The organism is Pseudomonas sp. NPDC077649, from assembly GCF_044542855.1.
In the GTDB taxonomy this organism is placed as follows: Bacteria; Pseudomonadota; Gammaproteobacteria; order Pseudomonadales; family Pseudomonadaceae; genus Aquipseudomonas.
Genome location: NZ_JBITVF010000004.1, coordinates 21268 through 44423, shown reverse-complemented (window position 1 = coordinate 44423; position 23156 = coordinate 21268). Strand labels below are relative to the sequence as shown.

23 protein-coding genes are annotated in these 23156 nt (G+C 67.5%); 11 read left to right on the top strand and 12 right to left on the bottom strand.

From position 1 onward, the window contains the following. Positions 1-155 precede the first annotated feature (155 nt). From ACIGFL_RS13690 to ACIGFL_RS13665, 6 genes are all read left to right on the top strand, one after another. Entirely contained in the window at positions 156-281 is a 126-nt protein-coding gene (locus ACIGFL_RS13690) for a lipoprotein (RefSeq protein ID WP_017361215.1), read from the top strand. Between the two features lie 11 nt (positions 282-292). Beyond that, positions 293-1540, top strand: coding sequence for a diaminopimelate decarboxylase (gene lysA, locus ACIGFL_RS13685; protein WP_397497543.1), 1248 nt, complete (start codon positions 293-295; stop codon positions 1538-1540). A 10-nt stretch (positions 1541-1550) separates the two neighbouring features. After that, complete coding sequence (dapF, locus tag ACIGFL_RS13680) at positions 1551-2381, top strand: diaminopimelate epimerase (RefSeq protein ID WP_031302963.1); 831 nt, start codon at positions 1551-1553, stop codon at positions 2379-2381. Continuing rightward, positions 2378-3076, top strand: a complete 699-nt coding sequence (locus ACIGFL_RS13675; RefSeq protein ID WP_021443486.1) for a DUF484 family protein — start codon at positions 2378-2380, stop codon at positions 3074-3076. Before dapF ends, ACIGFL_RS13675 begins: the two co-directional genes overlap by 4 nt. A 140-nt stretch (positions 3077-3216) precedes the next feature. Next, entirely contained in the window at positions 3217-4119 is a 903-nt protein-coding gene (gene xerC, locus ACIGFL_RS13670; protein ID WP_397497542.1) for a tyrosine recombinase XerC, read from the top strand. Next, positions 4116-4808, top strand: a complete 693-nt coding sequence (locus tag ACIGFL_RS13665) for an HAD family hydrolase (RefSeq protein WP_397497541.1) — start codon at positions 4116-4118, stop codon at positions 4806-4808. The genes xerC and ACIGFL_RS13665 overlap by 4 nt, the downstream gene beginning before the upstream one ends. Positions 4809-4872: 64 nt before the next feature. Here the strand turns inward: ACIGFL_RS13665 and sutA are convergent, their stop codons facing one another. The 4 genes from sutA to glnK form a co-directional block, all read right to left on the bottom strand. Then, positions 4873-5193 (bottom strand): transcriptional regulator SutA, encoded by a 321-nt coding sequence (gene sutA / locus ACIGFL_RS13660; RefSeq protein WP_021444673.1) that lies wholly within the window; start codon positions 5191-5193, stop codon positions 4873-4875. Between the two features lie 77 nt (positions 5194-5270). Next, a complete protein-coding gene (locus ACIGFL_RS13655; protein WP_397497540.1) occupies positions 5271-5696 on the bottom strand; it encodes a secondary thiamine-phosphate synthase enzyme YjbQ in 426 nt (141 codons plus the stop codon). A 98-nt stretch (positions 5697-5794) separates the two neighbouring features. Next, positions 5795-7045, bottom strand: a complete 1251-nt coding sequence (locus tag ACIGFL_RS13650) for an ammonium transporter (protein ID WP_397497539.1) — start codon at positions 7043-7045, stop codon at positions 5795-5797. 324 nt (positions 7046-7369) lie between these two features. After that, complete coding sequence (glnK, locus tag ACIGFL_RS13645) at positions 7370-7708, bottom strand: P-II family nitrogen regulator (RefSeq protein ID WP_003096476.1); 339 nt, start codon at positions 7706-7708, stop codon at positions 7370-7372. A 409-nt stretch (positions 7709-8117) separates the two neighbouring features. Here glnK and ACIGFL_RS13640 point away from each other — a divergent pair, with 409 nt between their 5' ends. Together ACIGFL_RS13640 and ACIGFL_RS13635 are read left to right on the top strand one after the other, a co-directional pair. After that, positions 8118-8378 carry an accessory factor UbiK family protein gene (locus ACIGFL_RS13640; RefSeq protein ID WP_003242360.1) on the top strand — a complete coding sequence of 87 codons (261 nt, stop codon included), beginning with the start codon at positions 8118-8120 and terminating at the stop codon, positions 8376-8378. A gap of 34 nt (positions 8379-8412) precedes the next feature. Further along, positions 8413-9906, top strand: coding sequence for a YifB family Mg chelatase-like AAA ATPase (locus ACIGFL_RS13635; protein ID WP_397497538.1), 1494 nt, complete (start codon positions 8413-8415; stop codon positions 9904-9906). A 10-nt stretch (positions 9907-9916) separates the two neighbouring features. Here the strand turns inward: ACIGFL_RS13635 and ACIGFL_RS13630 are convergent, their stop codons facing one another. Further along, entirely contained in the window at positions 9917-10834 is a 918-nt protein-coding gene (locus ACIGFL_RS13630; RefSeq protein WP_397497537.1) for a LysR substrate-binding domain-containing protein, read from the bottom strand. Between the two features lie 139 nt (positions 10835-10973). On the opposite strand from ACIGFL_RS13630, the gene ACIGFL_RS13625 reads away from it, so the two are divergent. Further along, positions 10974-12359: a NorM family multidrug efflux MATE transporter gene (locus tag ACIGFL_RS13625; protein WP_397497536.1), complete on the top strand. Its 1386-nt coding sequence runs from the start codon at positions 10974-10976 to the stop codon at positions 12357-12359. A gap of 16 nt (positions 12360-12375) precedes the next feature. Here ACIGFL_RS13625 and ACIGFL_RS13620 read toward each other — a convergent pair whose 3' ends face one another. Then, positions 12376-14049 carry a putative bifunctional diguanylate cyclase/phosphodiesterase gene (locus ACIGFL_RS13620; protein WP_397497535.1) on the bottom strand — a complete coding sequence of 558 codons (1674 nt, stop codon included), beginning with the start codon at positions 14047-14049 and terminating at the stop codon, positions 12376-12378. Positions 14050-14269: 220 nt separating this feature from the next. Then, complete coding sequence (locus ACIGFL_RS13615; protein ID WP_397497534.1) at positions 14270-15931, bottom strand: putative bifunctional diguanylate cyclase/phosphodiesterase; 1662 nt, start codon at positions 15929-15931, stop codon at positions 14270-14272. A 177-nt stretch (positions 15932-16108) separates the two neighbouring features. Between ACIGFL_RS13615 and rep the strand changes: the two genes are divergently transcribed. Then, entirely contained in the window at positions 16109-18118 is a 2010-nt protein-coding gene (gene rep, locus ACIGFL_RS13610; RefSeq protein WP_397497533.1) for a DNA helicase Rep, read from the top strand. Positions 18119-18235: 117 nt separating this feature from the next. Then, positions 18236-18808, top strand: coding sequence for a xanthine phosphoribosyltransferase (locus ACIGFL_RS13605; RefSeq protein WP_397497532.1), 573 nt, complete (start codon positions 18236-18238; stop codon positions 18806-18808). 108 nt (positions 18809-18916) lie between these two features. Here ACIGFL_RS13605 and ACIGFL_RS13600 read toward each other — a convergent pair whose 3' ends face one another. The 5 genes from ACIGFL_RS13600 to dadA all read right to left on the bottom strand — a co-directional run bounded on the left by ACIGFL_RS13600 (position 18917) and on the right by dadA (position 23041). Next, a complete protein-coding gene (locus tag ACIGFL_RS13600) occupies positions 18917-19336 on the bottom strand; it encodes a cytochrome c5 family protein (RefSeq protein WP_021445827.1) in 420 nt (139 codons plus the stop codon). Between the two features lie 113 nt (positions 19337-19449). Next, positions 19450-19998, bottom strand: coding sequence for a cupin domain-containing protein (locus ACIGFL_RS13595; protein WP_031303843.1), 549 nt, complete (start codon positions 19996-19998; stop codon positions 19450-19452). A 103-nt stretch (positions 19999-20101) separates the two neighbouring features. After that, entirely contained in the window at positions 20102-21175 is a 1074-nt protein-coding gene (gene alr, locus ACIGFL_RS13590; RefSeq protein WP_397497531.1) for an alanine racemase, read from the bottom strand. Positions 21176-21353: 178 nt separating this feature from the next. Then, entirely contained in the window at positions 21354-21704 is a 351-nt protein-coding gene (locus ACIGFL_RS13585; protein ID WP_397497530.1) for a RidA family protein, read from the bottom strand. 38 nt (positions 21705-21742) lie between these two features. Then, a complete protein-coding gene (dadA, locus tag ACIGFL_RS13580) occupies positions 21743-23041 on the bottom strand; it encodes a D-amino acid dehydrogenase (RefSeq protein ID WP_397497529.1) in 1299 nt (432 codons plus the stop codon). Between the last annotated feature and the right edge of the window lie 115 nt (positions 23042-23156).

The window sequence follows — 23156 nt, the reverse complement described above, 5'->3', positions numbered from 1 at the left end:
TGCTAACCCAGGCGTCGGCAAACGCCGCGCGAGCAGGCGCCAGGGCCACGCGCAGATTGAGCCAGCCCCCGCCAGGCGGGCGCCTGGCGCATAGGCAAGGGGGCGGGGGGTCGGTATACTCCGGCGCAATTCACGCTTATTTCAAGGACCGCCCCATGAAGCGACTGACCCTCGCGCTCCTCGCCGCCGTCTGCCTGCTGGCCGGCTGCGGTCAGAAAGGCCCGCTGTACCTGCCGGGCGACGACAACGCCGGTAACAGCCGAGACCGTTTCGAACTCTGAAGGAGCACCCCATGGAAGCCTTTACCTACCGCGACGGCGAGCTGTTCGCGGAAGGTGTCGCCCTGTCCGCGCTGGCCCAGCGCTTCGGCACACCGACCTACGTCTACTCGCGCGCCCATATCGAGGCGCAGTACCGCGCCTATGCCGATGCCCTGGCCGGCCTGCCGCACCTGGTCTGCTTCGCCGTCAAGGCCAACTCCAACCTCGGCGTGCTGAACGTGCTGGCGCGCCTCGGCGCCGGTTTCGACATCGTCTCCAGCGGTGAACTGGAGCGCGTCCTGGCCGCCGGCGGCGAACCCAGCCGCATCGTCTTCTCCGGCGTCGGCAAGAGCCGCGACGACATGCGCCGCGCCCTGGAAGTGGGCGTGCACTGCTTCAACGTCGAATCCAGCGTCGAGCTGGAACGCCTGCACAAGGTGGCGTCCGAACTGGGCGTCAAGGCGCCGGTCTCGTTGCGGGTCAACCCGGACGTGGACGCCGGCACTCACCCCTACATCTCCACCGGCCTCAAGGAAAACAAGTTCGGCATCGACATCGAGCAGGCCGAGGCGGTCTACGCCCGCGCCGCCGAACTGGCGAACCTGGAAGTGATCGGTGTCGATTGCCATATCGGCTCGCAGCTGACCACCCTCGAGCCCTTCCTCGATGCCCTGGATCGCCTGCTGCTGCTGGTCGACAAGCTGGCCGACCGCGGCATCCACATCCGTCACCTGGACCTGGGCGGCGGCCTCGGCGTGCAGTACCGCGACGAGCAGCCGCCGCTGGCCGGCGACTACATCAAGGCCGTGCGCGAGCGCATCAAGGGCCGCGACCTGGCCCTGGTGTTCGAGCCGGGCCGTTTCATCGTGGCCAATGCCGGCGTGCTGCTGACCCAGGTGGAATACCTCAAGCACACCGAGCACAAGGACTTCGCCATCGTCGATGCGGCGATGAACGACCTGATCCGCCCGGCGCTGTACCAGGCCTGGATGGACGTCTCGCCGGTGCAGCCGCGCGCCGGTGAGGCGCGCAACTACGACCTGGTTGGGCCGATCTGCGAGACCGGCGACTTCCTCGCCAAGGATCGCCAGCTGGTGCTGGCCGAAGGCGACCTGCTGGCGGTGCGTTCGGCCGGTGCCTACGGCTTCGTCATGAGCTCCAACTACAACACCCGCGGCCGCGCCGCCGAGGTGCTGGTGGATGGCGAGCAGGCCTATGAAGTGCGTCGGCGCGAGACCGTCCAAGAGCTCTATGCCGGCGAAAGCCTGCTGCCGGCCTGAGGGCGACGCCATGCTATTGCGCTTTACCAAGATGCACGGCCTGGGCAACGACTTCATGGTCCTCGACCTGATCAGTCAGCATGCCCACGTGCAGCCCAAGCACGCCAAGCAATGGGGCGACCGCCACACCGGCGTCGGCTTCGATCAGTTGTTGATCGTCGAGCCGCCGAGCCACCCGGACGTCGACTTCCGTTATCGCATCTTCAACTCCGACGGCTCGGAAGTGGAGCAGTGCGGCAACGGCGCGCGCTGCTTCGCCCGCTTCGTGCTGGACAAGCGCCTGACCACCAAGAAGGTGATCCGCGTCGAGACCAAGAGCGGCGTGATCGAGCTGCGCGTACAGAACGACGGCCAGGTCTGCGTCAACATGGGCGCGCCGCGCCTGGAGCCGGCGCAGGTGCCGTTCCAGGCCGAACAGGCGGCACTGAGCTACAAGGTCGAGGTGGACGGCGAGACGGTCGAGCTGGCCGCATTGTCCATGGGCAACCCGCACGCCGTGCTGCGCGTCGACAGCGTCGACGACGCGCCGGTGCGTGAGCTGGGGCCGAAGCTGGAACATCACCCGCGCTTCCCGCAGCGGGTCAACGTCGGCTTCCTCCAGGTGCAGGACCGCCAGCATGCGCGCCTGCGCGTGTGGGAACGCGGCGCCGGCGAGACCCTGGCCTGCGGCACCGGCGCCTGCGCCGCGGCGGTCGCGGCGATCCGCCAGGGCTGGATGGATTCGCCGCTGCAGCTGGAACTGCCGGGCGGCAAGCTGTCCATCGAGTGGGCAGGCGAAGGGCAGCCGGTTATGATGACCGGGCCCGCTGCGCGCGTATACGAAGGACAGGTTCGCCTATGACAGACCAGCAGGATTGCCCCAAGCCGCTCGACTCGGAAACGGTCGCCGCCTACCTGCGCCTGCATCCGGAGTTCTTCATCGACCATGAAGAACTCATTCCCGAGCTGCGTATTCCGCACCAGCCCGGCAACGCCGTGTCGCTGGTCGAGCGCCAGGTCAAGCTGCTGCGCGAACGCAACATCGAGATGCGCCACCGCCTCGGCCAGCTGATGGACGTGGCGCGCGACAACGACCGCCTGTTCGACAAGACCCGCCGCCTGGTACTCGACCTGCTCGACGCCGGCAGCCTGGAAGAGGTGGTCGGCGCGGTGGAAGACAGCCTGCGCCACGAGTTCCAGGTGCCCTTCGTCGGCCTGATCCTGTTCAGCGACAACAAGCTGCCGGTAGGCCGTTCGGCCACCCTGGCCGAAGCGCATGCGCAGATCGGCGGCCTGCTCAGCGGTGGCAAGACCGTCTGCGGCGTGTTGCGTCCGCACGAGCTGGAGTTCCTGTTCGGCAAGGACGACGCTGCCCGGGTCGGCTCGGCCGCCGTGGTTTCGCTCAGCCATCAGGGGCTGCACGGCGTGCTGGCCATCGGCAGTGTCGATCCGCAACACTACAAGAGCTCGCTCGGCACCCTGTTCCTCGGCTATATCGCCGAAGTGCTGGCGCGCGTGCTGCCCGGCTTCGCCACGCCGCTGCGCTCGGTACGCTAACGACTGTCGTCGGATGGGTTGAGCGGCGCACTATCCATCATGGCTCGATAGATCGCCCGATGGTTACGCGCCGCGCGAGTGGCGCCACGCCCTCAACTCTGGTGTCTGGCGCCGCGAACCCATCCTACGAGGCTTGAAGCTTGAAGCTTGCAGCTGACCTTGACGCCTACCTCGAATACCTGCGTCGCGAGCGCCAGGTGTCGCTGCACACCCTCGACGGCTATCGCCGCGACCTCGGCAAGGTGCTGGCCTTCTGCGAGGCGGAGGGGTTGGCCGACTGGGCCGCGCTGGATACCCGCGAGCTGCGCCGCCTGGTCGCTCGCCTGCACCAGCAGGGCCTGGCCAGCCGCAGCCTGGCGCGCCTGCTCTCGGCCACCCGCGGCCTGTACCAGTACCTGCTGCGCGAAGGCCTGTGCCGTCACGACCCGGCTGCCGGCCTAAGCCCACCCAAGCGCGAACGGCGCCTGCCGCGCACCCTCGATGCCGACCGCAGCGCCCAGCTGCTCGACGGCGCGGTGGAGGACGACTTCATCGCCCGCCGCGACCAGGCCATGCTCGAGCTGTTCTATTCCTCCGGCCTGCGCCTGTCCGAGCTGGTCGGCCTGGACCTCGACGGCCTGGACCTGGCCGCCGGCCTGGTGCGGGTGCGCGGCAAGGGCAACAAGGTGCGCGAGCTGCCGGTAGGCCGTATGGCGCGCCAGGCGCTGGAGCAGTGGCTGGCGCTGCGCAAACTGGCGAATCCCGGCGACGGCGCGGTGTTCGTCAGCCAGCAGGGCCGCCGCCTCGGCGCTCGCGCGGTGCAGCTACGGGTGCGCCAGGCCGGCGTGCGCGAGCTGGGCCAGCACCTGCACCCGCACATGCTGCGCCACAGCTTCGCCAGCCATATGCTGGAGTCGTCGCAGGACCTGCGCGCGGTGCAGGAGCTGCTCGGCCACGCCGATATCGCCACCACGCAGATCTACACCCACCTGGACTTCCAGCACCTGGCCAAGGTCTACGACCAGGCCCATCCGCGCGCCAAGCGTAAAGGCGGTTCCGCATGAGCATTGAGCTGATCACCTTCGACCTCGACGACACCCTGTGGGACGTGACCCCGGTGATGCAGGACGCCGAGGCCGCCCTGCGCAACTGGCTGGCGCTGCACGCGCCGCGCCTGGGCGCGGTGCCGGTGGAACACCTGTGGCAGATCCGCAGCGGCCTGCTGAGCGCCGAGCCGATGCTCAAGCACCGCCTCAGCGAACTGCGCCGGCGCATCCTCCTGCATGCCCTGGAGGGCGCCGGCTACAGCCATGACGAGGCCCTGGCGCTGGCCGAGGCGGGGTTCCAGGTGTTTCTCAACGCGCGCCACCAGGTCGAACTGTTCGCCGGGGTGCACCCCACGCTGGAAGCCCTGGCCGAGCGTTACCAGCTCGGCGTGATCACCAACGGCAACGCCGACGTGCGCCGCCTGGGGCTATCGGAATACTTCCGCTTCGCCCTCTGCGCCGAGGAGCTGGGGGTGGGCAAGCCCGACCCCAAACCCTTCCGCGAGGCGCTCAGGCGCGCCGGGGTGGCGGCCGAGCGGGCGGTGCATATCGGCGACCACCCCAGCGACGATATCGCCGGCGCCCAGGCTGCCGGCCTGCGTGCGATCTGGTTCAACCCGCAGGGGCTGAGCTGGCAGGCCGAGACCACGCCGGACGCGCAGATCGCCAGCCTGGCCGAACTGCCGGCGCTGCTCGCCAGCTGGTAAGCCGTAGCCCGGGCCGGGCACAAAAAACCCGCCACAGGGGCGGGTTCCTTGCAGCGTGCCGTCCTCAGATGGGGCGGCTGCCATATTTGCTGTCGGGCTTCTTGGGTGGGTCGGCGACCACGTTGGGCTCCACCTCCTGCACCTTGCCGCCACGGGCGAGGAAATCTTCCATCGCCTTGGCCAGCGCGTCGCGCTCTTTCTGCTTGGCTTCGATGCTCGGCAGCTCGTCGACTTCGACGGCCTTGGCCTTGCTCTTCTTGCCGCCGGCTACGACTTCGCCGTCGCCCTCGTCGCCGCTGTCGCCGTCGTCGGCAGCCGCCAGCTCCTCACCGTCGTCCTCGTCGGCCCCTTCCAGGTCGTCTTGTTCCAGGTCTTCGTCGCTCATGTTCAACCTCATGACTTGCGAAAAGCAGGTTAGTTATAGCCCAGTCGCGCAGGCTTCACTGCCCGACCGGAAAAAATTCAAATGACCTCGCCATTCAAGGTCGCCAGCACCCGCCGGGCGCCGCCATGGTCGCGGTGCTCGCCGAGGTAAATGCCCTGCCAGCTGCCCAGCGCCAGGCGCCCGTTCTGTATCGGCAGCTGCAGCTGACAGCCCAGAAGGCTGGCCTTGAAGTGCGCCGGCAGGTCGTCCGGGCCTTCGTCGTCGTGTTCGTAGCCGCCCTCGCCCTGCGGCACCAGGCGGTTGAAGAAACGCTCGAAATCGCGGCGCACCGCGGGGTCGGCGTTCTCGTTGACGCTCAGCGACGCCGAGGTGTGCTGCAGCCACAGATGCAACAGACCGACGCGCAGCTGCGCCAGTTCCGGCAAGGCGGCCAGCAGTTCGTCGGTCACCAGGTGGAAACCGCGACTGCGCGGACGCAGGCTGACGGTACGTTGCTGCCACATCCGACTCTCGCTCCCGATGGCTTCAGCGCGCGCATTCTAGCGCGCCGTCAGAAAAAACAAAGGGCGCCCGAAGGCGCCCTTTGCGATTACCGGGAAAATCACTTGTTGGTGAATTCCGGGTAGGCCTCCATACCGCACTCGGCGATATCCACGCCCTCGTACTCTTCCTCTTCGCTGACGCGCAGGCCGATCACCGCCTTGATGATGCTCCAGACGATCAGGCTGGCGATGAAGACCCAGGCGAAGATGCAGGCGATACCCAGCAGCTGGGCGCCCAGCGAGGCGTCGCCGTTGGTCAGGCACACCGCCAGCAGGCCCCAGATGCCGACCACGCCGTGCACCGAGATGGCGCCGACCGGGTCGTCGATCTTCAGCTTGTCCAGGCCGAGGATGGAGAACACCACCAGCACGCCGCCGACGCCGCCGATCAGGGTCGCCTGCAGACCGCTCGGGGTCAGGGGTTCGGCGGTGATGGCCACCAGGCCGGCCAGGGCGCCGTTCAGCGCCATGGTCAGGTCGGACTTGCCGAACAGGATGCGCGCCACGATCATCGCCGCGATCAGGCCACCGGCGGCGGCCATGTTGGTGTTGACGAACACCTGGGCCACGGCGTTGGCGTCTTCGATGGTGCTCATCTTCAGCTGCGAGCCGCCGTTGAAGCCGAACCAGCCCATCCACAGGATGAAGGTGCCGAGGGTGGCCAGCGGCAGGTTGCAGCCGGGGATGGCGTTGACCTGGCCACCCGCGCCGTACTTGCCCTTACGCGCACCGAGCAGCAGCACGCCAGCCAGGGCCGCCGAAGCGCCGGCCATGTGCACCACGCCGGAGCCGGCGAAGTCGAGGAAGCCGGCTTCGTTGAGGAAGCCCGAGCCCCACTTCCAGAAGCCCTGCACCGGGTAGATGAAACCGGTCATGACCACGGCGAAGGCGAGGAAGGCCCACAGCTTCATCCGCTCGGCCACCGCACCGGAGACGATCGACATGCAGGTCGCGGCGAACACCACCTGGAAGAAGAAGTCGGAACGGGCCGAGTAGTAAGGCGCATCGTCGCCACCGGCGAGTACCGAGTCGACGCTGTTCTCGTCGCCGATCAGAAAGCCCAGGCTCGGCAGGATGCCGCCTTCCGGGCTGGAGTACATGATGTGGTAGCCAATCACCAGGTACATCACGCTGGCCACCGCGTACAGGGCGATGTTCTTGGTGAGGATCTCGGTGGTGTTCTTGGCGCGGACCAGGCCGGATTCGAGCATGGCGAAGCCTGCCGCCATCCACATCACCAGGGCACCGCAGATCAGAAAGTAGAAGGTATCGAAGCCGTACTGCAATGCAGTCAATGCTGTGTTGTCCATTTTTCACCTCTTGCCGGCGCTTATTGTGCGCTGTTCGGTTAAGACGCCCGGGTTGGCTCCGGACGCGTTCCGTATGCTTTACAGGTAGTTGCCACGCTCGATCTGGATCGCTGAACCCCCTGCGCCGCAAGGCGACCAGGCGTTCCCATCGCGGAGCGCGAGACCTGCGAGGGTCAGGCACAGCGGGGCGGCGAGGACTTCGCCGACTCCGGCATTCGTCGTCGACAGCGGCGCGAGACCGCCAATCGAGGGCAAAAGGGCTCCTAGCCCTGCGAAAGTTCGCAGAGTCATGGGTTTACTCCTGGGGCGTGGGGTTCGGAGGTTTTAGATCGCGTCGGTATCGGTTTCGCCGGTACGGATGCGGATCGCCTGTTCCAGATTGACCACGAAGATCTTGCCGTCGCCGATCTTGCCGGTGTTGGCCGCCTTGGTGATGGCCTCGATGACGCGATCGAGCTGATCGTCGGCGATGGCCACGTCGATCTTCACCTTGGGCAGGAAGTCGACCACGTACTCGGCGCCGCGATACAGCTCGGTGTGCCCCTTCTGGCGGCCGAAGCCCTTGACTTCGGTGACGGTAATGCCCTGCACGCCGATCTCCGACAGCGACTCGCGCACATCGTCCAACTTGAACGGCTTGATGATGGCAGTGACTAGCTTCATGAAACTTTCTCCCGTGTAAGGTGGACTTGCCCCAGGAATTGCGAACCCGGCTCAAGTCTAAGCGCAGTGTCTGGCTTTTGTAATGCACCGACCGCCCAGCCTGGCGTGGCCGATACCCACCAACCGCTCCCGACGAAACACTCCCCCGCTCCGTCCGACGCACCGGTACTGCATCGGTGCATGAGTCGCTAGGCCCTAAGCAGAAATCTTGCCAGCTCCCATAAAAGCGCCGTGATTCAGGGTTTTACCTGCAGCCTGATGCAACCGGGGCGAGGCCGCGGCGGCACTTACGCACAAGATTGGTGCGCCATGCGCGCCGACCGTGCGCAAAAATCGCGCAGCTGACGGGACGACGTCCCGCCGCCGACCACGTGCTACACTGCCCGCCGTCTGTACTCGGAACCCGCCCATGCTGCCGCCCAAAGCCCTGCTCGACACCCTCAGTAGCCACGCCTCGCGCCTGTTCAGCGGCGACAGCCCGCTACCGCGCGCGGAGCTGGAGGCCCAGTTCAAGGCCCTGCTGCAGAGCGGCTTCAGCAAGCTCGAGCTGGTCAGCCGCGAGGAGTTCGACAGCCAGATGGTGGTATTGGCCCGCACCCGCGCGCGCCTGGAGGCGCTGGAAGCCAAGGTTGCCGAGCTGGAAGCCAAGCTCAACCCACCCACCGACTGATCCAACAGAAGGTGGGACCGATCAAGGAGCGATCATGTCCCTGGCCCTCGTCCACAGCCGCGCCCAGGTCGGCGTCGAAGCGCCCACCGTCACCGTCGAGGCGCACCTGGCCAACGGTCTGCCATCCCTGACCCTGGTCGGCCTGCCGGAGACCGCGGTCAAGGAAAGCAAGGACCGCGTGCGCAGCGCCATTCTCAACGCCGCCTTCGAATTTCCCAGCAAACGCATCACCCTCAATCTGGCCCCCGCCGATTTGCCGAAGGACGGCGGTCGCTTCGACCTGGCCATCGCCCTGGGCATTCTCGCCGCCAGCGGTCAGGTACCGGCCCCATCTCTCGATGCATACGAGTGCCTGGGCGAACTGGCGCTGTCCGGCGCCGTGCGTCCGGTGCAGGGCGTGTTGCCGGCGGCGCTGGCCGCCCGCGAGGCCGGACGCACCCTGCTGGTGCCGGCGGCCAATGCCGAAGAGGCCAGCCTCGCCTCCGGGCTCAGGGTGATAGCCGTCGACCACCTGCTGCAGATCGCCGCGCACCTCAACGGCACGGCCCCCATCGAGCCCTATGCCGCCCGGGGCCTGCTCCGGCAGAGCCTGCCCTACCCCGACCTGGCCGAAGTGCAGGGCCAATTGGCGGCCAAGCGCGCCCTGCTGGTGGCCGCCGCCGGCTCGCACAACCTGCTGCTCAGCGGCCCGCCGGGCACCGGCAAGACCCTGCTCGCCAGCCGCCTGCCCGGCTTGCTGCCGCCGCTGGACGAAAGCGAGGCGCTGCAGGTGGCGGCGATCCACTCGGTGGCCAGCCATACCCCGCTGCAGCACTGGCCGCAGCGTCCCTTTCGCACCCCGCACCATAGCGCCTCGGGGCCGGCGCTGGTCGGCGGCGGCAGTCGTCCGCAGCCCGGCGAGATCACCCTGGCGCATCAGGGCGTGCTGTTTTTGGACGAGCTGCCGGAGTTCGACAGGAAGGTCCTGGAGGTGCTGCGCGAACCGCTGGAGAGCGGCCATATCGTCATTGCCCGGGCGCGCGACAAGGTGCGCTTTCCGGCGCGCTTCCAGCTGGTGGCGGCGATGAATCCCTGCCCCTGCGGCTACCTCGGCGATGCGAGCAACCGCTGTCGCTGCACCCCGGAGCAGATCCAGCGCTACCGCGCCAAGCTGTCCGGACCGCTGCTCGACCGCATCGACCTGCACCTGACCGTGGCACGCGAAAGCACGGCGCTGGAGGTCCCGGCACAGGATGGCGAAAGCACCGCTGAGGCTGCGGCCAAGGTCGCCGCCGCGCGTCAGCGCCAGCTGCGGCGCCAGGGCGTGGCCAACGCCTTTCTCGACCTGCCGGGGCTGCGTCGGCACTGCGCCCTGAGCGAAACGGATCGCCACTGGCTGGAGAATGCCTGCGAGCGCCTCGGCCTGTCGCTGCGCGCCGCGCACCGGGTACTCAAGGTGGCACGCACCCTGGCCGACCTGGCGGACGAAGAGCTGATCGCCCGCGGCCACCTGGCCGAGGCGCTGCAGTATCGACCGGGGATGGGCTGAGACACCGTCGCTACAACCGCTCCACCTCGGGCAGGCGCATCGCCGCCACCTCCGCCAGCAGGTAATCGCGCAGTCGTTGCAGGCGCGCCTGGGCGCGGTGCGCCTTGGGCCACACCAGGTAGTAGCTGGAGCCGCTGTAGACCGCCTGCCGCCAGGGCAGGCCGAGGCGGCCGGCATTCACGTCCTCGGCCATCAGCAGCAGATCGCCGATGGACACGCCATAGCCGCGCGCCGCCGCGACTATGCCCAGTTCGAGCATGTCGAACAGCTGGCCGCTCTTCAGCGGAATCCGCTCGGCCAGCCCGGTGACCTGCAGCCATTGCCGCCAGTCGCGCCGGTCCGGCGTCGGGTGCAATTGTTCGGCGGCCTGCAGCCGCGCCAGCGGCCAGGGGCCGCCGGCGACATCGGCGGCGGCGCAGACCGGGATCAGCCATTCCTCGAACAGCAGCACGCTGTCCCACTCCTCCGGGAACTGGCCGTCGGCCAGCAGCACCGCGCAGTCGAAGGGTTCGTGGCGAAAATCCACCTTGTCCACGTCCATCCAGGCGCTGGTCAGCTGCACCTCGCTCTCCGGGTAGGCCAGGCGAAAGTGCGACAGGCGCGCCAGCAGCCAGCGCATGGTCAGGGTCGAGGGCGCTTTCAGGCGCAGCACGCTGTCGTCGGCGCGCAGCGCGGAGCAGGCCCGCTCCAGCGCATCGAAGCCGTCGCGCAGGCCGGGCAGCAGGGCGCGCGCCGGGTCGGTCAGCTGCAGGCTGCGACCACGGCGCTCGAACAGGCGGCAGGCGAAATGTTCCTCGAGGGTACGGATATGCCGGCTCACCGCACTCTGGGTAATGGCCAGTTCCTCGGCGGCGCGGGTGAAGGAGGCATGCCGCGCCGCCGCCTCGAAGGCGCGCAGGGCGTAGAGCGGCGGCAGACGCCGGTTCATCGCGTCAAACCATGATTTTTAATCATGCCTGGCATGGCTATTTTCCTTTTGTGGACAACTCGCTCAACCCAGAGAATAACTGTCATTGCTTATCCTCAGACAGTCTGGGGAGGCCTATCCTGCCGAAGTTTTACTCATCATGAAGAATGCCCTTGGCCACGAGCTGGGCGCGCTGCTGCGCCTGGCCGGCCCACTGATCTCCGCCCAGCTGGCCCACGCGCTGATGATCTTCACCGACACGCTGATGATGGCGATGCTCGGCCCGCAGCAACTGGCCGGCGGCGCGCTGGGCGCTACCTGCTATTTCATCTTCTCGATCTTCTGCACCGGGGTGATCGCCGCGGTGGGCAGCCTGGTCGCCATCCGCCACGGCGCCGGCGACCCGAGCGGCGTCGCCCGCCTGCTGCACAACGGCCTGTGGCTGGCCCTGCTGCTGGGCATGGTCAGCGCGCTGTGCCTCAACGGCCTGGGCCCGCTGCTGCCGCACCTGGGCCAGGCGCCTGACGCCGCGGGCCTGGCCATGGAGTTTCTGCGCCCGTTGTCGCTGGCCCTGCCCGGCTACCTGTGCTTCATGGCCTTGCGCGGTTTCACCAGTGCCATCGGCCATCCCGGCCCGGTGATGGCCATCAGCATCGTCGGCACGGCGGCCAACTTCGTCATCAACTATGCGCTGATCAAGGGCTGGTTCGGCCTGCCCAGCCTGGGCCTGGGCGGTATCGGCATGACCACCGCGCTGGTCAGCAGCGGCATGGCCCTGGCGTTGGCGCTGTATATCCTGCTCGCGCCCCACTACCGCCTGTACAAGCTGCGCAGCGGCCTGGGCCGTCCGCAGCGCGCGGAGATGCGCGCCCTGCTGCGCCTGGGCCTGCCCATCGGCGGCACCTATGCCGCCGAGCAGGGCCTGTTCACCTTCGCCACCCTGTGCATGGGCGCGCTGGGCAGCGTGCAGCTGGCGGCGCACCAGATCGCCATGCAGACCGTGGCACTGGCCTTTATCGTGCCGCAGGGGCTGTCCTACGCGGTGACCTTCCGCGTCGGCCTGCACTACGGCGCCGGGCGCCTGCCGCTGTCGCGCCTCAGCGGCCATCTCGGCATGGCCCTGGGGGCGGCGTTGATGCTGCTGTTCGCCCTGCTGTTCTGGCTGCTGCCGGAATGGATCATCGGTCTGTTCCTCGACCGCCACGACCCGGCCTTCGCCGAGATCGTCACCCTGGCGGTGAGCCTGCTGGCGATTGCCGCCTGGTTCGAACTGTTCGACGGTTTGCAGAGCATCGCCATGGGCGCGATCCGCGGGCTGAACGACGGCCGCACCACCTTGCTGATCGGTCTGAGTGGCTACTGGTGCGTCGGGGCGCCGCTGGCCTGGCTGCTGGCCTTCGTGCTCGGCTGGGGCGCCGCCGGCGTCTGGTGGGGGCTGGCGGCCGGCCTGGCGGTGACGGCGAGCGGCCTGGTGCTGGGCTTTCAGTGGAAGACGGCGCGTTTGCAGCAGGCGGACCGGGTAACAGGCGAAGCCTGCCTGTCGTAATGGCGCAGCCTGCGCGTTAGGACGGCGTTACCGACAACAGCGGCTGGCGCTGGCCGAACACCAGAAAGCGCGCCAGCTCGGCCAGCGGCACGGCCTTGCTGATCAGGTAGCCCTGCACCTGGTCGCAGCCGAACTGGCGCAGCATGTCCAGTTGCTCGATGTTTTCCACCCCTTCGGCGACCACCTCGAGGTTGAGGTTGTGCGCCAGGTTGATCATCGCCCGCACCAGCTGGCGATTCTCGGCGCGCTCGCCCATGCCGCCGACGAAGCTCTTGTCGATCTTCAGCAGGGTGATCGGCAGGTTGTTGAGGTGAACGAAGGAGGAGAAGCCGGTGCCGAAGTCGTCCAGCGAGAAGCGCACGCCGAGCCGCCCCAGGGCCAGCATGGTCTGCTGCACCTGGTCGCTGCGGCGCATCACCGCGGTCTCGGTCAGCTCGAACTCCAGCCACTGCGCGTCCACCCCGCGCTCCTCGATCAGCCGGCTGAGGGTCGGCAGCAGCTGACTGTCCTGGAACTGGCGGAACGACAGGTTGATCGCCATGTGCAGCGCCGGCAGGCCGCGCCCGCGCAGCCACTGCATGTCGCGCAGGGCGCGGGAGATCACCCAGTAGCCGAGCGGCACGATCAGCCCGGTTTCCTCGGCCAGCGGCACGAACTCGTTGGGCGCCAGCAGGCCGCGCTCGCCGTGCTGCCAGCGCACCAGCGCCTCCAGGCCGACGATGCGCCCGCTCTGCAGGCACAGCCGCGGCTGGTAGTGCAGCTCCAGCTCGTCGCGGCGCAGGGCGCGGCGCAGCTCGCCTTCCAGATCGGCCTGGCTGCGCGCGCTGCGGTTGATGCGCTCGTCGTAGACGTGGAACACGCAGCCCTGCTGACTCTTGGCCTGCTGCATGGCGATGTGCGCGTGCCACAGCAGCGGGTCGGCGCCCTCTCCGGCGCGGGCATGGGCCAGGCCCAGGCTGCAGCCGATCAGCAGGCTCTCGCCGTCGACCCAGTAGGGTTCGGCCAGCACCTCGGTGATGCGTTCGGCCAGGCGCTCGGCGCGCTGCGGGTCGCGGCGGGTGTCGAGGAGCAGGGCGAACTCGTCGCTGCCCAGACGTGCGAGCTGGTCGCAGGGCTGCAGCAGGCTCTTCAGGCGCGCCACCACCTGCAGGATCAGGCGGTCGCCGGCCTGGTAGCCGAGGGCGTCGTTGGCGTGGCGGAAGTTGTCCAGATCGAGATGGCCGAGCACCAGGCCGCGTCCGCCGCACTCGGCCAGGCGCGCGGCGAGCAGGGTCTGGAAGCCCTGGCGGTTGGCGATGCCGGTCAGCGGGTCCTGCTCGGCCAGGCGCTGCAGGGTCTGCTTGAGGTTGCCCTGTTCGCGCACGTAGCGCAGGCAGCGGCGCAGCACGTCGACACTGAAGGCGCCGGCCACCAGCCAGTCGCAGACCCCGACGGGCTCCTCGGCCGGCTCGGCCTCCAGCAGCAGCACGAGCGGCACGCTGTAACTGTCGGCGGGCGGTCGGCAGTCGGGGGTGCAGAACACCAGGCCCTGGCCGCCGTCCTCGAACAGGTTGCTGGCCGCCGCCCAGGACGGCGCGGTGATCAGCCCCGGGACGGTGCCCAGAGCGTCGATGGCCCGGCGCAGACGCGCCGACCACTCACCTGAGGCGGTCAGCAGTAACAGTCGCATGGGCTCGACGGAATCGGACACTGGGCTTCCCCGGACAGTGGCGTGCCGCCGGCGGCGGTCACTGCCGCGCCAGATCCCGGCGCTGATTGTCTCGACGCATCCCGCGCCGATGTGCGGTCAAGACACCGACACTGTGCCGACAAGCTAACCAAGTACGCGCCCGCTCACCAGCGCCTCACGCGGAACTGTGAGTGAGTTCAGATTCTGGCGCTGGAGTGCGCGCTAGAGCCCGTGCTGGGGCTCAGGCGGAAATCGACTGAGGATGGCTGGCGCGGGCGATGCGACCGAGCAGAAACTGCCGCAGCTCGGCCAGCGGCAGCGCCTTGCTGATCAGGTAGCCCTGGCCCTGGTCGCAGCCGAACTGGCGCAACAGCTCCAGTTCGGCCTCGGTCTCCACGCCCTCGGCGACCACTTCCAGGCCCAGGTTGCGCGCCAGGTTGATCATGGCGTTGACCAGCCGGCACTGCTCGCCGCGTACGGCCATGCCGGAAACGAAGCTCTTGTCCAGCTTGAGCAGGGTGATCGGCAGGCTGGCCAGGTGGACGAAGGAGGAGAAGCCGGTGCCGAAGTCGTCGAGGGAGAAACGCACGCCAAGCTCGCCCAGCGTGCGCATGGTGTCCAGCACGTAGTCGCTGCGGCGCATCACCGCGGTCTCGGTCAGCTCGAACTCGAGCCAGCCGCCATCCACCCCGCAGCGCTCGATCAGGCGCTGCACCGTGGGCAGCAGCTGGCTGTCCTGGAACTGGCTGAACGACAGGTTGACCGCCATGTGCACCGGCAGGCGCTCCTGCATCAGCCACTCCAGATCGCGCAGGGCCCGCGCCACCACCCAGTAGCCGAGCGGGATGATCAGGCCGCTCTGCTCCGCCAGGGGAATGAAGTGCTGCGGGTAGAGCAGGCCGCGACTCGGGTGGCGCCAGCGCACCAGCGCCTCGAGGCCGACGATGGCGCCGCTGGCCAGGTTCATCCGCGGCTGATAATGCAGCTCCAGCTCGTCGCGGCGCAGCGCCTGGCGCAACTCCGCCTCGAGGTCGGCGATATTGCGCGCGTCGCTCGAGGTGCGTTCGTCGTACAGGTGATAGGTGCAGCCCTCGCGCCCCTTGGCCTGCTGCATGGCCATGTGCGCGTGCCACAGCAGCGGGTCGGCGTCCTCGCCGGCACGGCAGTAGGCCAGGCCCAGGCTGCAGCCCAGGGTCAGGCTCTCGCCGTTGATCCAGTAGGGCTCGGCCAGCGACTCCATCAGCGCCTGGGCCATGGGTTCGACGCGCTTGGCCGAGCGGCTGACGTCCAGCAGCAGGGCGAATTCGTCGCTGCCCACCCGCGCCAGGCCATCCCCGGGCTCGAGCAGCAACTTGATGCGCTCGGTGACCTGCTGGATCAGCTGGTCGCCGGCCTGGTGACCGAGGCTATCGTTGGCATGGCTGAAGTTGTCCAGATCCAGATAGCCGAGCAGCAGGCCGCGGCCACGGTTGTACTGCAGACGTTTGCGCAGCAGGCTCTGGAAACCCTGGCGGTTGGCGATGCCGGTGAGCGGATCGCGCTCGGCCAGGGTTTGCAGAGCCTGACGCTGTCGGCTGTACTCCAGACAGCGGCGCAGCACCTCGCCGGTCAGGCTGTCGCGGGCCAGCCAGTCCTGGGCGTCACGCGGCGCCTCGAGCGGCGGGCGGTCGAGCAGCAGGATGGGGGGGAGCGGGCAATGCTCGGCGGCGGGCTGGCACTGCGGCGTGCAGAACAGCAGATCCGGCAGGTGCTGGCGGTACAGCCGCTCGGCGTCGTGCCAACTGCTGGCGGCGAACAACCAGACCGGCTCGGGCAACTCGCCCAGCAAGGCATCGAGCAGAGCGACCCAATGGTCGTCCGTCGTCAGCACCAGCAGCCGCCTGAACTCGCTTTGGCAGGACACGATACCTCCGCAGCACGCTTTTAATAAACCACTTTAACTTATAGCCGCATTTCGCTAATTAGGCGCAAGAATCTACTCACCTATTTGCAACGCTGCAAGGCCGCTCGGCGGCGCCGCGGTCAAGCCGGGTGCATCCTGCTAGAATCGCCGGCCATTCATCCGCTGCCCCGTACCCCCATGTCCCGACTGAACCCCCGGCAACAAGAGGCCGTGAACTACGTCGGCGGCCCGCTTCTGGTGCTCGCCGGTGCCGGTTCCGGCAAGACCAGCGTGATCACGCGCAAGATCGCCCACCTGGTGCAGAACTGCGGCATCCAGGCCCGTCATATCGTCGCCATGACCTTCACCAACAAGGCCGCGCGCGAGATGAAGGAGCGCGTCGGCAGCCTGCTCAAGGGCGCCGAGGCGCGCGGCCTGACCGTGTCCACCTTCCACAACCTGGGCATGAACATCATCCGCAAGGAATATGCGCGCCTGGGCTACAAGCCCGGCTTCTCGATCTTCGACGACGGCGACATCAAGGCGCTGCTGTCGGACATCATGCAGAAGGAATACGCCGGCGATGACGGCGCCGACGAGGTGAAGAACCTCATCGACAGCTGGAAGAACGACCTGATCCTGCCCGACGAGGCCCTGGCCAAGGCGCGCGGGCCCAAGGAGCAGACCGCCGCCATCGTCTACCTGCACTACCAGCGCACGCTCAAGGCGTACAACGCGGTGGACTTCAACGACCTGATCCTGCTGCCGGTCAAGCTCTTTCAGGAGCACGCCGACATCCTGGAAAAATGGCAGAACCGCATCCGCTATCTGCTGGTCGACGAATACCAGGACACCAACGCCAGCCAGTACCTGCTGGTGAAGCTGCTGGTGGGCATGCGCAACCAGTTCACCGTGGTCGGCGACGACGACCAGTCGATCTACGCCTGGCGCGGCGCGCGCCCGGAAAACCTGATGCTGCTGAAAGAGGACTACCCCTCGCTGAAGGTGGTGATGCTGGAGCAGAACTACCGCTCCACCAGCCGCATCCTCAAATGCGCCAACATCCTCATCGCCAACAACCCGCACGTGTTCGAGAAGCAGCTGTGGTCGGAGATGGGCGTGGGCGACGAGATCCGCGTGATCCGCACGCGCAACGAGGACGCCGAGTGCGAGCGGGTGGCGCTGGAAATCCTCACCGAGCACCTGCGCACCCAGCGCCCCTACAGCGACTTCGCCATCCTCTACCGCGGCAACTACCAGGCCAAGCTGATGGAGCTGAAGCTGCAGCACCACCAGATTCCCTATCGCCTGTCCGGCGGCACCAGCTTCTTCGCCCGCCAGGAGGTGAAGGACCTGATGAGCTACTTCCGCCTGCTGGTCAACCCGGACGACGACAACGCCTTCCTGCGGGTGATCAACGTGCCGCGCCGCGAGATCGGCTCGACCACCCTGGAAAAGCTCGGCAACTACGCCAGCCAGCGCGGCATCAGCATGTACGCCGCCGCCGACGAGATCGGCCTGGGCGAACAGCTCGACAGCCGCTACACCGAGCGCCTGGCACGCTTCAAGCGCTGGATGGACGGTGTGCGCCAGCAGTGCGCGCAGAACGACCCGATCGCCGCGATCCGCAGCATGGTGATGGACATCGACTACGAGAACTGGCTGCGCCAGAACGCCTCCAGCGACAAGGTGGCCGAGGCGCGCATGGGCAACGTCTGGTTCCTCGTCGATGCGCTGAAGAACACCCTGGAGCGCGACGAAGACGGCGACATGACCATCGAGGACGCCATCGGCAAGCTGGTGCTGCGCGACATGCTCGAGCGCCAGCAGGAAGAGGAGGAAGGCGCCGAGGGCGTGCAGATGATGACCATGCACGCCTCCAAGGGCCTGGAATTCCCCTCGGTGTACATCATCGGCTTCGAGGAGGAGATCCTCCCGCACCGCTCCAGCATCGAGGCCGACACCATCGAGGAGGAGCGGCGCCTGGCCTACGTCGGCATCACCCGCGCCAAGCGCAACCTGGCGCTGACCTTCGCCGCCAAGCGCAAGCAGTACGGCGAGGTGATCAACTGCTCGCCGAGCCGCTTCCTCGACGAACTGCCGCCCGAGGATCTGGTCTGGGAAGGCCAGGAGGAGGCGCCGGTGGAGGCCAAGACCGCGCGCGGCAACGACGCGCTAGCCAATATGCGCGCGCTGCTTAGAAAATGACCGGCGCGCGGCGGCGGCCCGCAAGGTCATCACATAGAGTTACTTCGTAGCCCGGATGCAATCCGGGGAAACCGTCCCGGATTGCATCCGGGCTACGTTCAGCATGAGGACAACCGCGTGGAAGCGCTAAAACAGAAGATTCGCGAAGAAGGCATCGTACTGTCCGAGCAGGTGCTCAAGGTCGACGCCTTTCTCAACCACCAGATCGACCCGGCGCTGATGCAGCAGATCGGCCACGAGTTCGCCCAGCGCTTCGCCGGCCAGGGCATCAGCAAGATCGTCACTATCGAGGCCTCCGGCATCGCCCCGGCGATCATGGCCGGCCTGGAGCTGGGCATTCCGGTGATCTTCGCGCGCAAGTTCCAGTCGCTGACGCTCAAGGACGACCTGCTGATCTCCAAGGTGTTCTCCTTCACCAAGCAGACCGAGAGCACCATCGCCATCTCCTCGCGCCACCTGACCGCCGCCGACACCGTGCTGGTGATCGACGACTTCCTCGCCAACGGCCACGCCGCCAAGGCGCTGATCGACCTGATCCAGCAGGCCGGCGCACGGATCGCCGGCATCGGCATCGTCATCGAGAAGTCGTTCCAGGAAGGCCGCACGCTGCTGGAGAGCGAGGGCTACCGGGTCGAGTCGCTGGCGCGCGTCGCCGCCCTGGAAAGCGGCCAGGTACGCTTTCTCGACTAAACCATTGGGGTGCGCACCCGGCAACCGAGCGCCAGCGGTGCGCACGGCGTAGCCTGCGGACATAAAAAAACCGCCTGCAAGAGGCGGTTTTTTATCGAGCGCCGGGTCTTACAGACCGGACATCTTCTTGATCGCGTCGCGCAGCTCGTCGTCGGAGCAGTCGGCGCAGGTGCCTTTCGGCGGCATGGCGTTGATGCCGGAGATGGCCTTGGCCAGGATGCCGTCGAGGCCGCCCTGGTGGTCGGCGCGCTCTTTCCAGGCGGCGGTGTCGCCGATCTTCGGCGCGCCCAGCACGCCGGCGCCATGGCAGGCGTTGCAATGCTTGGCGATGATGTCGTCGGTGCTGCGCGCGCCGCCGGCGGCCACGGCAACGGCGCCGACGCCCTTGCATTCTTCGCCCATGATGCACACTTCGCCGACCGGCTTGAGGCGTTCGGCGATGGCTTCATCAGTCGTGGCCTGAGCAGTCACTGCCCACAGGGCCAATACGGCAGCCGGTGCCACCAGCATTTTCTTCATCAGATTCACGGTACACCCTCTTCGTGGCTAGTCACGCCCGCGGCCACGGTTTCGCGAGCGGGCGACAGTATAACGGCAAGCCGCCCGGGCCGAAACAACCCAGATTGTCGCAGGGTTATTGATCAGAAATTCGCCGGTGTGGTGGCGCTGATCAGCCGCGCCGGCGCGTCGAAGGGGTTGCGGAAGCGGTGCGGCTTGCTGCTCTCGAAGTAGTAGCTGTCGCCCGGCTCGAGGATGAACACCTCGCTGCCCACGGTCAGTTCCAGCTTGCCTTCCACCAGCATGCCGGCCTCCTCGCCCTCGTGGGCGTACATCTCGTCGCCGGTGTCGGCGCCGACCGGGTAGGTCTCGTCGAGGAAGGCGATGGCACGGCTCGGATGGGCCTTGCCGATCAGCTTCATGGTGATGGCGCCGCTGCAGATATCGGTCAGTTCGGAGGCCCGGTAGACCACCTGGGCCTGGTTCTCCTGCTCCAGGTCGAGGGAGAAGAACTCCACCAGCGACATGGGGATGCCGCCGAGCACCTTCTTCAGCGAGCTGATCGAAGGGCTCACGCTGTTCTTCTCGATCATCGAGATGGTGCTGTTGGTGACCCCCGCACGCTTGGCGAGTTCACGTTGGGAAAGGCCTTTGAGCTTACGAATCGATTGCAGTCGAACGCCGACGTCCAATGCTGGTGTCCCCCCTGGGGCAGATGCGGAAAAAGTGTCCGTATCATGGCACAGCGTTCGGAATTTACAACACTGGCGTTCGCGCTCGCCTACACCGCCCGTTTCAGCCGCCGAGATAGAGCAGCGGCGCCCGACGCAGGTTGCAGAACAGCTGATAGGGAATGCTGCCTGCGGCCAGGGCCACGTCGCTGGCCAGCACCTGCTTGCCCCACAGCTCCACGCGGCTGCCGAGGCCGGCTTGCGGCAGGTCGGTGAGATCGACGGTGAGCATGTCCATCGACACCCGGCCGATCAGCCGGGTCAGCTGGCCGTCCACCGCCACCGGCGTGCCGGTCGGCGCGTGGCGCGGATAGCCGTCGGCATAGCCCATGGCGACCACGCCGACACGGGTCGGTCGCTCGCTGACGAAGCGCGCGCCGTAGCCCACCGGCTCGCCGGCCGGCAGTTCGCGCAGGCTGATGACCTTCGACTCCAGGGTCATCACCGGCTTGAGCCGCACCGCCTGCTCCTGGGCCTGCTCGAAGGGGGTGGCGCCGTACAGCATGATGCCGGGGCGCACCCAGTCGCTGGGCACCTGTGGCCAGCCGAGCACGGCCGGCGAGTTGCGCAGGCTGACCTCGGCGGCCAGGCCCTCGCGGGCCTGCTGGAACACTGCCAGCTGTTCGGCGGTGCGCGGGCAGTCGGGCTCGTCGGCGCGGGCGAAGTGGCTCATCAGCACGATCTTGCTCACCTTGCCGCTGGCCAGCAGCCGGCGGTAGGCGCCCTGGTAGTCGGCCGGGTGCAGGCCGACGCGGTGCATGCCCGAGTCCAGCTTGAGCCAGACATTCAATGGCGTGCCCAGACTCGCCTGCTCGATGGCCTCGACCTGCCACAGCGCGTGGACCACGCACCACAGCTGGTGCTGCTCGATCAGCGCCAGCTCGGCCGCCTCGAAGAAGCCCTCCAGCAGCAGGATCGGCGCGCGGATGCCGGCCTCGCGCAGGGCCAGCGCCTCCTCGATGCAGGCCACGGCGAAGCCGTCGGCCTCGCGCTCCAGGGCCTGGGCGCAGCGCACCGCGCCGTGCCCGTAGGCATCGGCCTTGACCACGGCGAGGGCGCGGGCGCCGCTCAGTTCGCGAGCCAGTTGGTAATTGTGACGCAGGGCGTCGAGGTCGATCAGGGCACGGGCGGGACGCATGGTTCGCGGTCTCTCGATGCTTCGCCGAGGCGAGGTGTTTGGCGCAGCCCGGATGCCATCCGGGCTACGCGCTACCAGTCAAAAAAAGCCCGGCGGGACAGCCGGGCGAAAAGCCAACACAAAAAATTCCGGGAGAAATTTTTGACGTCGCTCCACGACGGTCCGGAGGGTGGCCGCCTTAGAGGGCCGCCACCACCATCATCTCCACCAACACCTCGGGCTTGTACATCTTCGCCTCGACGCAGGCGCGCGCCGGCGCGGCACCTTCGGCGACCCAGACGTCGTACTCGGCGTTGAGGCCGTCGTAGTGGGCGTCCATGTCCTTGAGGTAGATGGTCACGGAGAGAATCTTGCTCTTGTCGCTGCCGGCCTCGGCCAGCATGCGGTCGATATTGGCCAGGGTCTCGCGGGTCTGCTGGCGGATGTCGCCGCTGTAATCGTCGGCCAGCTGGCCGGCGAGGTAGACGGTGCCGTTGTGGATCACCACTTCGCTGTAGCGTTTTTCCACATGCAGGCGCTGGATCGACATAGGGGTAAAGCTCCTTGGATTACGGGACGCGCAGCCTATCAGGTGCGCAGCGGCTGCGGCGCAGCCTCGAGCTCGCGGGTCTTGCCCGAGTAACGCGAGATATCCAGGCCTTCGGCGCTGATCTGCGGGCGCTTGTTGCCGATCAGATCCGCCAGCAGGCGACCGGAGCCACAGGCCATGGTCCAGCCCAGGGTGCCGTGGCCGGTATTAAGGAACAGGTTGCGGTAGGCGCTGGCGCCGACGATCGGCGTGCCGTCCGGGGTGGCCGGGCGCAGGCCGGTCCAGAACTCGGCCTGCTTGAGGTCGCCGCCCTCGGGATAGAGGTCGGCGGTGATCATTTCCAGGGTGGCGCGACGCTTGGGGTTGAGGCTCAGGTCGAACCCGGCGATCTCGGCCATGCCGCCGACGCGGATGCGGCCGTCGAAACGGGTGATCGCCACCTTGTAGGTCTCGTCGAGGATGGTCGAGGTCGGCGCCATCTCGGCATTGGTGATCGGCACGGTCAGCGAGTAGCCCTTGAGCGGGTAGACCGGCGCGCGCACGCCCAGCGGTTTGAGCAGCTGCGGGCTGTAGCTGCCCAGCGCCAGGACATAACGGTCGGCGGTTTCCAGCTTGCCGTCGATCCACACGCCGTTGATGCGGTCGCCGACGGCGTCCAGGCGCTGGATGTTCTTCCCGAAGCGGAATTCCACCCCCAGCTTGATGCACATCTCGGCCAGCTTGGTGGTGAACATCTGGCAGTCGCCGGTCTGGTCGTTGGGCAGGCGCAGGGCGCCGGCCAGCTTGTGCTTGACCCCGGCCAGGGCCGGTTCGACGCGGGCGATGGCGTCGCGGTCGAGCAGCTCGAAGGGCACGCCGGAGGCTTCCAGCACGGCGATGTCCTTGGCCGCGGCATCGACCTGGGCCTGAGTGCGGAACAGCTGGGTGGTGCCGAGCTGGCGACCTTCGTAGGCGATGCCGGTCTCGGCGCGCAGCTCGTCGAGGCAGTCGCGGCTGTACTCGGACAGCCGCACCATGCGCTCCTTGTTCACCGCGTAGCGGCTGGCGGTGCAGTTGCGCAGCATCTGCGCCATCCACAGGTACTGGTCGATATCGCCGGTGGCCTTGATCGCCAGCGGGGCGTGCTTCTGCAGCAGCCACTTGATGGCCTTGAGCGGGATGCCCGGGGCGGCCCAGGGCGAGGCGTAGCCGGGGGAGACCTGGCCGGCGTTGGCGAAGCTGGTTTCCAGGGCCGGGCCGTTCTGGCGGTCGACCACCACCACCTCGAAGCCCTGACGGGCCAGGTAGTACGCACTGGCGGTACCGATCACACCACTGCCGAGAACCAGAACACGCATGCTTTTCTCCCCGCCGCGCCAGGGCACGGACGTCCAAGACCAGAGTTGTCGTTGGGGCGCAGTATAGGGAGAGCCGTGCAGTGCTTTTCACCATATACACAGCTATATTTGGCGA

What these genes read in the sequence shown, in the direction of transcription:
- ACIGFL_RS13655 (WP_397497540.1), bottom strand. Translation starts at nt 5,696, where the DNA reads ATGTGGCAGCAACGTACCGTCAGCCTGCGTCCGCGCAGTCGCGGTTTC.
- ACIGFL_RS13640 (WP_003242360.1), top strand. Translation starts at nt 8,118, where the DNA reads ATGCTGCCGCCCAAAGCCCTGCTCGACACCCTCAGTAGCCACGCCTCG.
- dadA (WP_397497529.1), bottom strand. Translation starts at nt 23,041, where the DNA reads ATGCGTGTTCTGGTTCTCGGCAGTGGTGTGATCGGTACCGCCAGTGCG.
- dapF (WP_031302963.1), top strand. Translation starts at nt 1,551, where the DNA reads ATGCTATTGCGCTTTACCAAGATGCACGGCCTGGGCAACGACTTCATG.
- ACIGFL_RS13585 (WP_397497530.1), bottom strand. Translation starts at nt 21,704, where the DNA reads ATGTCGATCCAGCGCCTGCATGTGGAAAAACGCTACAGCGAAGTGGTG.
- sutA (WP_021444673.1), bottom strand. Translation starts at nt 5,193, where the DNA reads ATGAGCGACGAAGACCTGGAACAAGACGACCTGGAAGGGGCCGACGAG.
- ACIGFL_RS13630 (WP_397497537.1), bottom strand. Translation starts at nt 10,834, where the DNA reads ATGAACCGGCGTCTGCCGCCGCTCTACGCCCTGCGCGCCTTCGAGGCG.
- ACIGFL_RS13675 (WP_021443486.1), top strand. Translation starts at nt 2,378, where the DNA reads ATGACAGACCAGCAGGATTGCCCCAAGCCGCTCGACTCGGAAACGGTC.
- glnK (WP_003096476.1), bottom strand. Translation starts at nt 7,708, where the DNA reads ATGAAGCTAGTCACTGCCATCATCAAGCCGTTCAAGTTGGACGATGTG.
- lysA (WP_397497543.1), top strand. Translation starts at nt 293, where the DNA reads ATGGAAGCCTTTACCTACCGCGACGGCGAGCTGTTCGCGGAAGGTGTC.
- ACIGFL_RS13690 (WP_017361215.1), top strand. Translation starts at nt 156, where the DNA reads ATGAAGCGACTGACCCTCGCGCTCCTCGCCGCCGTCTGCCTGCTGGCC.
- ACIGFL_RS13665 (WP_397497541.1), top strand. Translation starts at nt 4,116, where the DNA reads ATGAGCATTGAGCTGATCACCTTCGACCTCGACGACACCCTGTGGGAC.
- ACIGFL_RS13650 (WP_397497539.1), bottom strand. Translation starts at nt 7,045, where the DNA reads ATGGACAACACAGCATTGACTGCATTGCAGTACGGCTTCGATACCTTC.
- ACIGFL_RS13635 (WP_397497538.1), top strand. Translation starts at nt 8,413, where the DNA reads ATGTCCCTGGCCCTCGTCCACAGCCGCGCCCAGGTCGGCGTCGAAGCG.
- rep (WP_397497533.1), top strand. Translation starts at nt 16,109, where the DNA reads ATGTCCCGACTGAACCCCCGGCAACAAGAGGCCGTGAACTACGTCGGC.
- ACIGFL_RS13625 (WP_397497536.1), top strand. Translation starts at nt 10,974, where the DNA reads ATGAAGAATGCCCTTGGCCACGAGCTGGGCGCGCTGCTGCGCCTGGCC.
- alr (WP_397497531.1), bottom strand. Translation starts at nt 21,175, where the DNA reads ATGCGTCCCGCCCGTGCCCTGATCGACCTCGACGCCCTGCGTCACAAT.